We start from the raw sequence: 14,306 nt of genomic DNA on the forward strand, positions 1-14,306 counted from the left end.
TCGCGTACAATACGCGGCCGCATCGGCGCCCGGCCTGACGGCCGCGCACGATCGACCGCTTTCATCGATTCACCTTTCGTTTCAGGCAGCCAGCCATGCTCAGTTATCGTCACGGTTTTCACGCAGGCAACCACGCGGACGTGCTCAAGCACGCCGTCGTCGTCCAGCTGCTGCGCTACCTGAACAAGAAAGACAAATCGTACTGGTACATCGATACGCACGCAGGTGCCGGCGTGTACTCGCTGCGCGACGGCTACGCGGCGAAGACGTCGGAATTCGACACCGGCATCGGCCGGCTGTGGAACGAAAGGAATCTGCCGGAAGCGCTGGGCGAGTATGTCGACGAAGTCCGCGCGCTGAACGACGATGGCGAGCTGCGCTTCTATCCGGGTTCGCCGTACATCGCATGGAGATCGATGCGCGAGCAGGATCGCATGCGCCTGTTCGAAATGCACACGACCGAAATCGACGTGCTGCGCCACAATTTCCGCGACGCGGGACGGCGCGCGATGATCTTCGCCGGCGACGGTTTCGAAGGGATCAAGGCGCTGCTGCCGCCGGCGCCGCGACGTGCACTGGTGCTGATCGACCCGTCCTACGAGGACAAGAAGGACTACGCGCGCACGGTGAGCTGCGTGACGGAATGTCTGAAGCGATTCGCAACGGGCTGCTATGCGATCTGGTACCCGCAGGTCACGCGGCTGGAGTCACAGCGCTTTCCCGAGCAGCTGAAGCGCCTGCAACCGAACAACTGGCTGCACCTGACGTTGACGGTATCGAATCCACCGACGGATGGATTGGGCCTCTTTGGCAGCGGGATGTTCATCCTGAATCCGCCGTATACGCTCGCGCAGAGCATGAACGAGGCACTGCCCTATCTGGTCGAGACGCTGGGACAGGATAGCGGCGCCCGCTTTCAGATCGAGCAACGCGGCAACTGACCGGGCAACCGGCCGTTACTGCGGCCTCGGCGCGAGCCTCGGCTGGTTGGCTGGCTGCCCGCCCCATGCGGGAACGTTGATATACGGCGCGACGAACAGCGGAACCGACGTGTTCGGCGCCTGCCCGGCCGGGGCGCGCATGCCCGCCGGCTCGACGATCGGCTCCGAGGACAACGGGGCCGTCTGCAACACCAATCCGCCCTTGCCGTCCTGGATACCACGTTGCGTATCGAGAACCAGCGGTTTGGACGACGTCGCGGCACCGGCCGCGAGGCCATGGACAAGCACGGCCGCGCCCAGCACGAGACGCGCGCGGGCACGGCGACGCACATCGAGACGCAAACGCATGATCGTGTCCTTCAGGATGAAAAGCAGGCTCATACCATAGCGCTGCACTGACGATTTCGCCAGATCCGGCGCACAAAAAAACAAAGCCCCGTCAAATACGGGGCTTGCTTATCGTTCGGTGCCACACGGCACCTGACGGTGACTCCGATTACAGCGAGTAGCCGTTGGTTTCGAGCGAGCGGATGCGGCTCTCGAGCTGGACGATGTCCGACGACGTGGCGAGGTAAGCCTCACGGCGCTCACGTTCTGCGGATTCGAACCAGTTGCTCAGCTTTTCGACGATGTAGGCAATCATGACATTCTCCAAGGAAGAGGGACCCCTGGTGAACCGAGATTCAGGGATTTCCCGTATAGGGTTATCCCGAATTATAGCGATGCCGCACCAAGATGCTAGTGAAATACTTGCATGGAAACCATTCCAGAATGGAATGATCGCCCACCAACACACTGTAACCCATTGATTTTTATAGATATTGAATCGAAGCCCATTTTGAGGCTCGAGGGCGCGCACTAATTTGGTTCAACGATGGGGTCGGCTAGGCGCGCCAAAATCGGGCATTCGGGCCGTCCGTCACCATGGCAGTGCGCGGCCAGGTCGGCCAGCGTGTCGCGCATGTCGCTCAGCTCCGCGATGCGTTTGTCGAGTTCGGCCACGTGCTCGAGGGCGATCGACTTCACTTCGGCGCTCGCGCGGGAGCGATCCTGCCAGAGCATCAGCAGCTTGCGGATATCCTCGACGAGAAAGCCAAGCCGCCGGGCCTGGCGAATGAAGCGCAGGATGTGGATTTCGTCCGCGCCATAGATCCGATAGCCGGCATCGGTCCGCTTGCTCGGTGCAAGCAGGCCAACCTGTTCGTAGTACCGGATCATTTTTGCGCTGACTCCGGATTCGCGCGACGCGTCGCCGATATTCATTCCCTGCCCTCTCCATCAAGCCCCGGTTTCGACCGTGAACGTCGACGAATGCAATCGCCGACGACACTTCGATCGTATCAAATCACGTGACTTCGTTCCGCGATGAAGGCTGCCAAGCGGGATGGAAGGTGGCGAATCTGGCGGGTGGCGTGGATGCGGCCTCGGTCCGAATCGACGCCCGTCGGCGCCGCAGCGCCGGCCGCATTTCGCGTGGCCGGCATCGAACATTTCCGCCGCCGAAATGCAAAAACCCCCGCCTTTCGGGCGGGGGTTTCTGGCTTAGGGAGCCTGACGATTACCTACTTTCACACGGGAATCCGCACTATCATCGGCGTAGAGTCGTTTCACGGTCCTGTTCGGGATGGGAAGGGGTGGGACCGACTCGCTATGGTCATCAGGCAAAGAGGGTTGTTGCGCTGCTTCGCAGCACAACCAATCTTGGAAGAAGCAGTAATTTTGAGTTGTGTGTATCACACACGAGAATCCAACTTGTCTCGTCTTGCTACGCAGGTCGCCGGCACTTCAACCGGCGCTCCGCATCGATCAGCTTCGCTGCTCGATGCTCTGCGTGGGATGCTCGTAAGTGCTGAAGCACTAACGATCATCGACACAAGGCAGACTTGTTATAGGATCAAGCCTTACGGGCAATTAGTATCAGTTAGCTGAACGCATTACTGCGCTTACACACCTGACCTATCAACGTCCTGGTCTCGAACGACCCTTCAAGGGGATCTAGTCCCCAGGGATATCTCATCTTAAGGCGAGTTTCCCGCTTAGATGCTTTCAGCGGTTATCTCTTCCGAACATAGCTACCCGGCGATGCCACTGGCGTGACAACCGGTACACCAGAGGTTCGTCCACTCCGGTCCTCTCGTACTAGGAGCAGCCCCCTTCAAATATCCAACGCCCACGGCAGATAGGGACCAAACTGTCTCACGACGTTTTAAACCCAGCTCACGTACCTCTTTAAATGGCGAACAGCCATACCCTTGGGACCGGCTACAGCCCCAGGATGAGATGAGCCGACATCGAGGTGCCAAACACCGCCGTCGATATGAACTCTTGGGCGGTATCAGCCTGTTATCCCCAGAGTACCTTTTATCCGTTGAGCGATGGCCCTTCCATACAGAACCACCGGATCACTATGACCTGCTTTCGCACCTGCTCGACTTGTCGGTCTCGCAGTTAAGCACGCTTATGCCATTGCACTATCAGCACGATTTCCGACCGTACCTAGCGTACCTTCGTACTCCTCCGTTACGCTTTGGGAGGAGACCGCCCCAGTCAAACTGCCTACCATGCACTGTCCCCGACCCGGATCACGGGCCAAGGTTAGAACCTCAAACAAACCAGGGTGGTATTTCAAGGACGGCTCCACCGAAACTAGCGTTCCGGTTTCATAGCCTCCCACCTATCCTACACAGATCGGTTCAAAGTCCAATGCAAAGCTACAGTAAAGGTTCATGGGGTCTTTCCGTCTAGCCGCGGGTAGATTGCATCATCACAAACACTTCAACTTCGCTGAGTCTCGGGAGGAGACAGTGTGGCCATCGTTACGCCATTCGTGCAGGTCGGAACTTACCCGACAAGGAATTTCGCTACCTTAGGACCGTTATAGTTACGGCCGCCGTTTACCGGGACTTCAATCAAGAGCTTGCACCCCATCATTTAATCTTCCGGCACCGGGCAGGCGTCACACCCTATACGTCCACTTTCGTGTTTGCAGAGTGCTGTGTTTTTATTAAACAGTCGCAGCCACCAGTTTATTGCAACCCCTTCACCCTTTGCCCGCAGGGGCATCAAGCTACAAGGGCGTACCTTATCCCGAAGTTACGGTACCAATTTGCCGAGTTCCTTCTCCCGAGTTCTCTCAAGCGCCTTAGAATACTCATCTCGCCCACCTGTGTCGGTTTGCGGTACGGTCATCGTTAGACTGAAGCTTAGAGGCTTTTCTTGGAACCACTTCCAATTGCTTCGCTCCCTAAGGAGCTCGCGCCACACCCTTGAATTCCGCGCCCGGATTTGCCTAAGCGCCTTCTCCAATGCAGCGACCGGGACTTCCAACACCCGGACAACCTTCCGCGATCCGTCCCCCCATCGCATCTAACAATGGTGCAGGAATATTGACCTGCTTCCCATCAGCTACGCATTTCTGCCTCGCCTTAGGGGCCGACTCACCCTACGCCGATGAACGTTGCGTAGGAAACCTTGGGCTTACGGCGAGGGGGCCTTTCACCCCCTTTATCGCTACTCATGTCAGCATTCGCACTTCCGATACCTCCAGCACGCTTTTCAACGCACCTTCGCAGGCTTACGGAACGCTCTCCTACCATGCGTGCAAAGCACGCATCCGCAGCTTCGGTATATAGCTTAGCCCCGTTACATCTTCCGCGCAGGACGACTCGATCAGTGAGCTATTACGCTTTCTTTAAAGGGTGGCTGCTTCTAAGCCAACCTCCTGACTGTTTTAGCCTTCCCACTTCGTTTCCCACTTAGCTATATTTGGGGACCTTAGCTGGCGGTCTGGGTTGTTTCCCTCTTGACACCGGACGTTAGCACCCGATGTCTGTCTCCCGTGATTGCACTCTTCGGTATTCGGAGTTTGCTATGGCGGGGTAATCTGCAATAGACCCCCCAACCATGACAGTGCTCTACCCCCGAAGGTGAGACACGAGGCACTACCTAAATAGTTTTCGGAGAGAACCAGCTATTTCCAAGTTTGTTTAGCCTTTCACCCCTATCCACAGCTCATCCCCTAACTTTTCAACGTTAGTGGGTTCGGACCTCCAGTACGTGTTACCGCACCTTCATCCTGGCCATGGATAGATCACTTGGTTTCGGGTCTACGCCCAGCAACTGAACGCCCTATTCGGACTCGCTTTCGCTACGCCTGCCCTATACGGTTAAGCTTGCTACTGAACGTAAGTCGCTGACCCATTATACAAAAGGTACGCCGTCACCCCTTACGAGGCTCCGACTGTTTGTATGCATGCGGTTTCAGGATCTATTTCACTCCCCTCCCGGGGTTCTTTTCGCCTTTCCCTCACGGTACTGGTTCACTATCGGTCGATCACGAGTATTTAGCCTTGGAGGATGGTCCCCCCATCTTCAGACAGGATTTCACGTGTCCCGCCCTACTTGTCGCACACCTAGTTCTTTCATACTGTTTTCGCCTACGGGGCTATCACCCGCTATGGCCGCACTTTCCAGAGCGTTCGGCTAACAATACAAATAAAGAGTGCAAGGCTCATCCCATTTCGCTCGCCACTACTTTGGGAATCTCGGTTGATTTCTTTTCCTGCGGTTACTTAGATGTTTCAGTTCACCGCGTTCGCTTCGCATGGCCTATGTATTCAGCCATGGATACTCCAAAAGGAGTGGGTTTCCCCATTCGGACATCTACGGATCAAAGCTCGTTTGCCAGCTCCCCGTAGCTTTTCGCAGGCTACCGCGTCCTTCATCGCCTGTGATCGCCAAGGCATCCACCACATGCACTTGTTCGCTTGACCCTATAACGAGTCTGTCTCATCTTTCGACGTTACAGTCGCTACAGGTTGAGTTCTCGCATTTGTGCCGTATTCCAATTGAGTCAAACATAGAGTTCGAATCATCTTGAGATACATCGATACAATCACAACCCGGATAGTTTTCACGTCCATCTCAAGACGCTTCCGCTATCCAAATTACTTACTTCTTCCAGATTGTTAAAGAACGACAGCCGATATCTGTTGATATCCTCTGACTGGCTCAATCGCCAATGCAAAGCGCTCGCTGAATTTTCAGCAAACTCTTAGCATTGAGGATTGGTGGAGGCAGACGGGATCGAACCGACGACCCCCTGCTTGCAAAGCAGGTGCTCTCCCAGCTGAGCTATGCCCCCATGTACAGATGACCTCAGGTACCTACAGTCAGACAAGACATTGGTGGGTCTGGTTGGATTCGAACCAACGACCCCCGCCTTATCAAGACGGTGCTCTAACCGACTGAGCTACAGACCCCTGAGTCTGTCTTTAAATTTACAGCCGATAAGCGTGAGCGCTCAACTTTGCGAGATAGCTCTGGAAAGGAGGTGATCCAGCCGCACCTTCCGATACGGCTACCTTGTTACGACTTCACCCCAGTCATGAATCCTACCGTGGTGACCGTCCTCCTTGCGGTTAGACTAGCCACTTCTGGTAAAACCCACTCCCATGGTGTGACGGGCGGTGTGTACAAGACCCGGGAACGTATTCACCGCGGCATGCTGATCCGCGATTACTAGCGATTCCAGCTTCATGCACTCGAGTTGCAGAGTGCAATCCGGACTACGATCGGTTTTCTGGGATTAGCTCCCCCTCGCGGGTTGGCAACCCTCTGTTCCGACCATTGTATGACGTGTGAAGCCCTACCCATAAGGGCCATGAGGACTTGACGTCATCCCCACCTTCCTCCGGTTTGTCACCGGCAGTCTCCTTAGAGTGCTCTTGCGTAGCAACTAAGGACAAGGGTTGCGCTCGTTGCGGGACTTAACCCAACATCTCACGACACGAGCTGACGACAGCCATGCAGCACCTGTGCGCCGGTTCTCTTTCGAGCACTCCCACCTCTCAGCAGGATTCCGACCATGTCAAGGGTAGGTAAGGTTTTTCGCGTTGCATCGAATTAATCCACATCATCCACCGCTTGTGCGGGTCCCCGTCAATTCCTTTGAGTTTTAATCTTGCGACCGTACTCCCCAGGCGGTCAACTTCACGCGTTAGCTACGTTACTAAGGAAATGAATCCCCAACAACTAGTTGACATCGTTTAGGGCGTGGACTACCAGGGTATCTAATCCTGTTTGCTCCCCACGCTTTCGTGCATGAGCGTCAGTATTGGCCCAGGGGGCTGCCTTCGCCATCGGTATTCCTCCACATCTCTACGCATTTCACTGCTACACGTGGAATTCTACCCCCCTCTGCCATACTCTAGCCTGCCAGTCACCAATGCAGTTCCCAGGTTGAGCCCGGGGATTTCACATCGGTCTTAGCAAACCGCCTGCGCACGCTTTACGCCCAGTAATTCCGATTAACGCTCGCACCCTACGTATTACCGCGGCTGCTGGCACGTAGTTAGCCGGTGCTTATTCTTCCGGTACCGTCATCCCCCGACCGTATTAGGGTCAAGGATTTCTTTCCGGACAAAAGTGCTTTACAACCCGAAGGCCTTCTTCACACACGCGGCATTGCTGGATCAGGCTTTCGCCCATTGTCCAAAATTCCCCACTGCTGCCTCCCGTAGGAGTCTGGGCCGTGTCTCAGTCCCAGTGTGGCTGGTCGTCCTCTCAGACCAGCTACTGATCGTCGCCTTGGTAGGCCTTTACCCCACCAACTAGCTAATCAGCCATCGGCCAACCCTATAGCGCGAGGCCCGAAGGTCCCCCGCTTTCATCCGTAGATCGTATGCGGTATTAATCCGGCTTTCGCCGGGCTATCCCCCACTACAGGACATGTTCCGATGTATTACTCACCCGTTCGCCACTCGCCACCAGGTGCAAGCACCCGTGCTGCCGTTCGACTTGCATGTGTAAGGCATGCCGCCAGCGTTCAATCTGAGCCAGGATCAAACTCTTCAGTTTAAACCTGTTACTGTTTTCGGTTCGGTTAAGAACCGGTCGCTCACTCAAAGCTGACAGGAATATGAATCACTTCATAAACCTGACTTACTTTAGTGTGAGACTCTTGATACTTTCGCCATCTGATCCGAAAATCAGCTCGCTTCCATCAAGCGCCCACACTTATCGGCTGTTAATTTTTAAAGAGCATTTCTGCGAGGAACTTCGTGTTTCTCAGCAGCGCTGCGTTTTCAGCAGCAGAGAAGCGAGATTATGAACCGTGTTTCGCAGCTCGTCAACAACTTTTTTACTACACCGTTGCGACTGCGGGGCTCAACTTCCTGTACCGCCGAGGCCGCTACCACCGGACCTCAACAGCACCGCTTCCCTTCCTCCCGCGCCGTGTTTCCGTTAGCGCGAAAGAGGCGTGATTCTATGCAGCTCCTGACAATCGCGCAAGGGGTTCGACGCAACTTTTTTACGAACGCTGCAAATTCGGCCGCCCTGCCTTGCCCGGGCACGAGACCGCTTATGGTGCAAAGAACGGACTAGAATGTGAGGTTCTTCGCCTCCTTCTATATACGTCTTTAATATGCGCCAGCGAATCGCCAAACGCCTCCCCCCCGATGCCGACAAACTAGTCGGTCTGTCGCTTGCGCTCTTCGCCTCGGGCAGCCGCATCGAGGATCGCTTCTGGGAAGCGAAGCTCGATGCGCTGCTCGCCAAGATTGTCCGCAACGGCAACCAGACCACGCTCGACGCAGCGCTCGACCATCTTCAGCAGAATCATCCCGATGCCTATGGCGCACTCGCCGACATGGCGGAAACGCACAGCGAGTCGCTGGTGATCGAGCACGACGGCCAACCGTACGATGCACTGCTGGTCGCCGTTCCGGTTCTGGCCTGGACGCGCTATATGATCCCGTCGGGTCCGCTCAAGGGCGACGTAGCCGACGCGCTGCGCACCCATCTGCAGGCCCACGTGCTTGCGAACGGCACCCTGGTCGGGCTTGCGCCGTTCCTCTACAGCATCGACCAGTTGCCGCGGCACCACGTGGAAACCTACCGGCTTGCCCAGCAGCTCGCGCATGCGGCGATCAGCCAGCACACCCCGAAGCTGAGCTTCGGCGATCTGCCGGAAACCTCGCCGATCCTGGCCGACCCGCGCTTCCTGCTCGCAGTCGTCGCCGCGCCCGCCGGTGCGTCGCTGTTCCGCTGGCAAGAAGAAGAAAACGGCAGCCGGATCGAGCGCGGCCAGTGCCTCGAGCAATGGACGGCGCAGGGCGGCCCGAACCTGTCGATCGCACTGCCCGGCTGCGAGTTCGAATGCCTGCTTCCGGACGCGTACTACTCGGCCTGTCGGGATGCGGACGAGCGCATTCGTCCGCACACCGTTCGAACCGCCATTCGTTATCTTTTCGACACACTTGGTGCGGCGCCGCAGGAGCTGCGCGCGGTGGTCGCCGGCTTCGGCGAACGCCGTATCGACGAGTATCGTGTCGGCTTCACGCGGCGTGCCAGCAACGACGTGATCTACGGTGTCGTGTGGCCGCTCTACGGCCGTGAAAACGGCGACGTCTCGATGGACAGCGCGACGCTCGAGGGCGAAGCGCCGATCGACGGGCCGCTCGAGGAAATCGTGAGCCTGCTGAAGGAATGCGGCGTAACCGACGTCCGACGGCACGCGGGCCGCTTCGAACCCGAATACTGCGACGACTGCGGCGTGCCGCTCTACGCGGATCCGCTCGGCGAAATCGTCCATGCGGAAATGCCGGAAGACGCATCGCCCGCCCAACCGCACTTCCACTGATCCGCACCGCAGGCCCTGACAGCCTGCCCGCCCGAAGCCGCTTCCGGTTCCTGCCGAAGCGGCTTTTTTCTTGTCCGATCCACCGCCGCGCGAAATTTCGAACATTTCCTAAGCCTTTCAGCCGAGCAGACATCGTGTAAGGTCTTTGTCATTATCGGGGCCAGCACATACCCGACAGCAACTCAATGACTCACCCTTACGGAGGTTGAATATGCGGTTCTTGGTGCTTAACTCAGATGCCGAGCGGCGTGACGGACTGAAGGCCCTGCTGCGGCAGATCGACCGGCACGCCAGCATCAACGATGCGCCGGACAGTTTCCAGGCGCGCCGGCTGCTGCGCACCCAGCGTTTCGACCTCGTCGCGATCGACTGGCTCGACGTGGGCCGGCTCAGCGAGCTTCAGGCGCTCTGCAGTGCGTGCTCGCCGACACCGGTCGCCGTCCTGGTCGACGAGGTGTCGCCTGAAGCGATTCAGCGCTTCTTCCACTACGGGGTCGCGGGCGTGATTCCGCATTCCACGCGGCCACACCTGATCGTGCGCGCGCTCGAGATCGTGCTGCTGGGTGGGCACTACATTCCGCCAGGCGCGCTCAGCCTGTTGCCCTCGGCGGCTGCGGCGCGACACGATGCCCATTTCCAGACGCTCGCCGGTTCGCTTCCCCGTCGCCCGCCGAGCGGCCTCCTGTCGCCGCGGCAAGCGCAGATCATGCGGTTCGTCCACATGGGCAGCACGAACAAGATGATCGCCCGTACGCTCGGCATCAGCGAAGGCACCGTGAAGATCCATCTCGCCAGCATCTTCCAGCAGCTTGGCGCCGCAAACCGCGCCGCCGCGGTCGCGATCTACAACGGCTGGCTGTCGCCCCATCTCGAGGTACTGCTGGCGAACCGCAGCCGAGCCCGCAAGCCGGCCATCGGCGAACACGGCCCGGCTCCGCTGCGTACACAACGGAACGACCGTCCCTATCCGTTGCCTGCCGCCAATACGGGCACGCAGGACTTGCCGCTCGCTGCCGAGCCGCCTGCACGATTCCGGCGCGGACGCTAGGCAAACAGTCTCGATATTGCGACGGTCGGCAAGTGCGGATTCCCACCTTTGATGCTCAACGAGTAATATGAACGCATGGGTTTTCTTTTCACACCGCTTCCGCTCTGGGTTGGCATCGGTGGCTGGATCGCTGCCGTGGCCTTGCTCGCGCTCGCGATCTGGAATCGTCCCTTCGTACGCCTGCAAGACGCCACGCTCCAGCACGTGTGGCTCGCGCTCGTCACCGCGATCGCGGTTCTCTGGGCCTCGAATGCGTGGCTCGAAGATGGCATCGTCATGCATCTGCTTGGCGCAACGCTGCTCGTCACGCTATTCGACTGGACGCTCGCACTGATCGCAATGGGCGCCGTCACGGCGGTAGCCGCGATCATCTTCGACGCGCCGTGGCAAGGCATTGGCCTGACCTATCTGATCTACGGCGCACTGCCTGTCGCTGTGTCGGCGTTGCTGCAGCGCGCCGCGCTCGCATGGCTGCCGCACAACCTCGCGTCATTCATCACCGGCCAGGGCTTCCTGTCGCCGGCCATCGCGATCGTCACAGTCGCCGCCGCGGCTGCCGGTGTTCAGCTCGCGCTCGCGGATGGCGTGCCCGTCGTGATCCCGGCCGGCTATCTGCTGAACACCGCGCTGCTCGCACTCGGCGAAGCGTGGTTCACCGGCATGGCAACGGCACTCATCGCCGTCTATCGCCCCGCCTGGGTCACGACCTTCGACGTCCGGCGCTATCGCCTCGGCGGCCCGCGCGCCTGAATTTCCCTCCGGATCGGGGCACCGTCGACGCGCGCCCCTTCGACGCCTTCCGCAGCGCGGCAGAATACGTGATCTACTGCCGCACAACTTTTTTACGCTAAGATTGAACTCCTGTTCTTCATCGGGCATCTATACGTGCCCGATGTCTCCTTCGCTCCTCACCAATAACCAGATGGACAGCTCTCCTGCCTCGCTCCGGATTTTCCGGGCGCTCGGCAAGCTGGCAGCCTGTATCGCGGGCCTGTCGCTTGCGCTTCCCACACCGGCACTCGCCGACCTGCTCGACCAGCGCTCCGAACTGATCAACAAATTCGTCAACGAGATGCATGCCGATCCGCTCGCCGCCGATTGTGCCGCGCACGGCAGCTTCATCGCCAGCACGTCGACGGCATTCGATCGCGTCGACTTCGCACCGAACGCATTCGACAGCGGCAACGCGACGATCACGCCATGGAACGACTCGTTCGACCAGGGCAAGCAGCGCGTGAAGGTCGACAACATCGTCACGGTCGACGGGCTCGGCATCCACACCGATGGCAGCGATCCGACGCCGCTGAAATTCCGCTGCGGCTATGTCGGCCAGCAAATGCTTGCGTTCAGCTGGAACGACCCCGTTCCGCCGCTGAAGCCGCGCGTCGAGCGCTCGTCGTCGTCGAAGAAGTTCAAGGGCAAGTCGCATCGCGGCAAGGCCAAGGCGAAGGCATCGGGCCGCACGAGCAAGAAGGCCGTCGCCACGAAGAAGTCGAGCGGCCAGAAGAAAGCCGTCAAGAAAAAAACCGCGAAGAAGTCCTGATACGACGGAGCGGCAACGACAGCCGCAAAAAAAGAAAGCCGGAGCATCCTGAGATGCCCCGGCTTTTTTTCATGCGCCAACGGATGCGCTTACGCGAACGTGTCGACGTGCACCAGGATCGCCGCCAGCATCGCCGCGCCGAGCGCTGCGCTACGCTCACCGTTCCAGCCGACGCGCTCGTCGGGCAGGTTCGCGTTGTCCTTGAACGGCATCTCGAGCGTCAGCGACAGGCAACCGAACTGATGGCCGATGTACTTCGACGCGAGCTTGAGCGCATCTTCCTTGTACTTGCTCGCTGCGTAGCCATGCTCGGTCTGGAAGTCGGGGCTCGCGACCTTGAACGCGTCGATGAATGCGGTCTGCTCCTTGCCCTGCTGCTCGGTGAAGCTCGGCAACATCTCCGAACCGGCGACGAACACGTACGGCAGATCCTCGTCGCCGTGAATGTCGAAGAACATGTCGCAGCCGATCGCATGGATCGCATCGCGCACGGCCAGCACTTCGGGGCTGCGCTCGGCATCGGGCGCCATCCACTCGCGGTTCAGGTTCGCACCTGCCGCATTAGTGCGCAGGTTGCCGTGCACGCTGCCGTCCGGGTTCATGTTCGGAACGATGTAGAACGTCACGTGATCGTAGAGCTTGCGCGCGACCGGATCGCCGGCCCAGCCCCCCCATCCGGCCAGCCGCTTGACGAGCCCCTCGACGAACCACTCTGCCATCGACTCGCCCGGATGCTGACGCGCGACGATCCACACCTTCTTCTTCGACGCACCATCGGCTTCCGGCGTGCCGAGCGTCAGCAGCGACATCGGGCGGCCTTCGACCGTGCGGCCGAGCTCGACGACGCTCGCCTGCGGCAACTGCTGTACCGCACCGAGAAACGCTGCGTGACGCTCCTCCGAATACGGTTCGAAATACGCGTAGTAGATGCTGTCGAACTCCGGCGTATGGTCGATGGTCATCGTCTTGCCGTCGAACGTCGTCGGCACGCGGAACCAGTCGACCCGATCATAGCTCGCCACCGCGTGGTAGTTGCGCCAGCCCGACGGATACGCGCATTCGGCCGCGTTCTCGAACGTCATCACGCATCGCTCGCCGCGCGCGCCCGTCAAGCGGTAGTAAAACCATTGCGCGAATTCCGAGCGATTGTCGCCGCGCACGCGCAGGCGGATCGCGTCGGGGCTGTCGCACGACACGACGTCGATTGCGCCTGCGTCGAAATTGCTGGTGATCGAAAGGGTCATCTGTCTCTCCTTGGGCGACCGGTTCGGGCGGTGTGCCGCCTGTCCGGCCTCATGCATGCGCCGGCCGTCTCGTGAACGGCCGGCTGGGTCACTCGCCGACGCGCCGGCGATATACGTAAGTCGAATCGTTCGACGCAGCCGCATCGAACGCATAGCCTTCCGTCGCGAATTCCTTCAGCGCCTTCGGGTCGGTAATCCGGTTCTCGACGACGAAACGCGCCATCAGGCCGCGCGCGCGTTTCGCGTGGAAGCTGATGATCTCGTAGCGGCCGCCCTTCCAGTCCTCGAACACCGGCGTGATGACCGGCGCGGCCAGCAGCTTCGGCTTGACCGACTTGAAGTATTCGGTCGACGCGCAGTTGACCAGCACGCGTGCCGCGCCGCTGCGCGTCTCGAGCTGCTCGTTCAGCGCCCGCGTGATGCGGTCGCCCCAGAACGCGTACAGATCCTTGCCGCGCGCGTTCGCGAAACGCGTGCCCATCTCGAGCCGGTACGGCTGCAGCAGGTCGAGCGGACGCAGCAGCCCGTACAGGCCCGACAGCACGCGCACGTGCTGCTGCGCGTAGTCGAGATCGGTGGACGACAGCGTTTTTGCGTCAAAACCCTCATAGACGTCGCCGTTGAACGCGAGCACGGCCTGCTTCGCATTGGCCGGCGTAAAGGTACGCGACCAGTCGGCGTAGCGCTGGAAATTCAGGCGTGCGAGCGGATCGGAAATATCCATCAGCGTCGCGATGTCCTGCGGTGAAAGCTTGCGCAGGCCGTCGATCAGCTCCGACGCGTCGTCGACGAATGCAGGCTTCGTGTAAGACTGGACGTGCGCGGGCGTATCGTAGTCGAGGGATTTGGCTGGAGAGAGAACGATTATCATAGAGGCTCGCTGGCA

Annotated in this window: 10 protein-coding genes, 2 tRNA genes and 3 rRNA genes; 5 read left to right on the plus strand and 10 right to left on the minus strand. The window is 59.2% G+C overall.

Annotation, left to right across the window (positions count from 1 at the left end):
• The first annotated feature begins 95 nt into the window (after positions 1-95).
• Positions 96-941, plus strand: coding sequence for a 23S rRNA (adenine(2030)-N(6))-methyltransferase RlmJ (locus tag OHZ10_RS12180; RefSeq protein WP_059233626.1), 846 nt, complete (start codon positions 96-98; stop codon positions 939-941).
• A gap of 15 nt (positions 942-956) precedes the next feature.
• Here OHZ10_RS12180 and OHZ10_RS12185 read toward each other — a convergent pair whose 3' ends face one another.
• The 8 genes from OHZ10_RS12185 to OHZ10_RS12220 all read right to left on the minus strand — a co-directional run bounded on the left by OHZ10_RS12185 (position 957) and on the right by OHZ10_RS12220 (position 7,799).
• A complete protein-coding gene (locus OHZ10_RS12185; protein ID WP_174994544.1) occupies positions 957-1,322 on the minus strand; it encodes a hypothetical protein in 366 nt (121 codons plus the stop codon).
• Positions 1,323-1,437: 115 nt separating this feature from the next.
• Positions 1,438-1,584 carry a DUF3563 family protein gene (locus tag OHZ10_RS12190; RefSeq protein ID WP_006478295.1) on the minus strand — a complete coding sequence of 49 codons (147 nt, stop codon included), beginning with the start codon at positions 1,582-1,584 and terminating at the stop codon, positions 1,438-1,440.
• A 215-nt stretch (positions 1,585-1,799) separates the two neighbouring features.
• The gene (cueR, locus tag OHZ10_RS12195) at positions 1,800-2,204 is read right to left on the minus strand and encodes a Cu(I)-responsive transcriptional regulator (RefSeq protein WP_059233625.1); all 405 of its coding nucleotides are present in this window, start codon (positions 2,202-2,204) and stop codon (positions 1,800-1,802) included.
• 286 nt (positions 2,205-2,490) lie between these two features.
• Positions 2,491-2,603, minus strand: a 5S ribosomal RNA gene (gene rrf, locus OHZ10_RS12200).
• Positions 2,604-2,831: 228 nt separating this feature from the next.
• Positions 2,832-5,713, minus strand: a 23S ribosomal RNA gene (locus OHZ10_RS12205).
• A 295-nt stretch (positions 5,714-6,008) separates the two neighbouring features.
• Positions 6,009-6,084, minus strand: a tRNA-Ala gene (locus OHZ10_RS12210).
• A gap of 41 nt (positions 6,085-6,125) precedes the next feature.
• Positions 6,126-6,202 (minus strand) — tRNA-Ile (locus tag OHZ10_RS12215).
• Between the two features lie 64 nt (positions 6,203-6,266).
• Positions 6,267-7,799 (minus strand): 16S ribosomal RNA (locus OHZ10_RS12220).
• The 16S, 23S and 5S rRNA genes sit together here with 2 tRNA genes alongside, the layout of an rRNA operon.
• Positions 7,800-8,367: 568 nt before the next feature.
• Between OHZ10_RS12220 and OHZ10_RS12225 the strand changes: the two genes are divergently transcribed.
• From OHZ10_RS12225 to OHZ10_RS12240, 4 genes are all read left to right on the plus strand, one after another.
• Complete coding sequence (locus OHZ10_RS12225) at positions 8,368-9,585, plus strand: DUF2863 family protein (protein WP_342702604.1); 1,218 nt, start codon at positions 8,368-8,370, stop codon at positions 9,583-9,585.
• 211 nt (positions 9,586-9,796) lie between these two features.
• On the plus strand, positions 9,797-10,633 hold the full coding sequence (locus tag OHZ10_RS12230; RefSeq protein WP_059233623.1) for a response regulator transcription factor: 837 nt from the start codon (positions 9,797-9,799) through the stop codon (positions 10,631-10,633).
• A 75-nt stretch (positions 10,634-10,708) separates the two neighbouring features.
• Positions 10,709-11,383, plus strand: a complete 675-nt coding sequence (locus OHZ10_RS12235; RefSeq protein ID WP_059233622.1) for an energy-coupling factor ABC transporter permease — start codon at positions 10,709-10,711, stop codon at positions 11,381-11,383.
• A 142-nt stretch (positions 11,384-11,525) separates the two neighbouring features.
• A complete protein-coding gene (locus tag OHZ10_RS12240; protein WP_174993831.1) occupies positions 11,526-12,176 on the plus strand; it encodes a BspC domain-containing protein in 651 nt (216 codons plus the stop codon).
• A gap of 89 nt (positions 12,177-12,265) precedes the next feature.
• On the opposite strand, the gene OHZ10_RS12245 is transcribed toward OHZ10_RS12240, so the two are convergent.
• Both OHZ10_RS12245 and yaaA read right to left on the minus strand, forming a co-directional pair.
• Positions 12,266-13,420: a M14 family metallopeptidase gene (locus OHZ10_RS12245; RefSeq protein ID WP_342702607.1), complete on the minus strand. Its 1,155-nt coding sequence runs from the start codon at positions 13,418-13,420 to the stop codon at positions 12,266-12,268.
• Positions 13,421-13,508: 88 nt separating this feature from the next.
• Positions 13,509-14,291 (minus strand): peroxide stress protein YaaA, encoded by a 783-nt coding sequence (gene yaaA, locus OHZ10_RS12250; RefSeq protein WP_342702608.1) that lies wholly within the window; start codon positions 14,289-14,291, stop codon positions 13,509-13,511.
• Positions 14,292-14,306: the final 15 nt, after the last annotated feature.

This window comes from Burkholderia arboris (assembly GCF_038723655.1).
GTDB classification, from domain to species: Bacteria; Pseudomonadota; Gammaproteobacteria; order Burkholderiales; family Burkholderiaceae; genus Burkholderia; species Burkholderia arboris.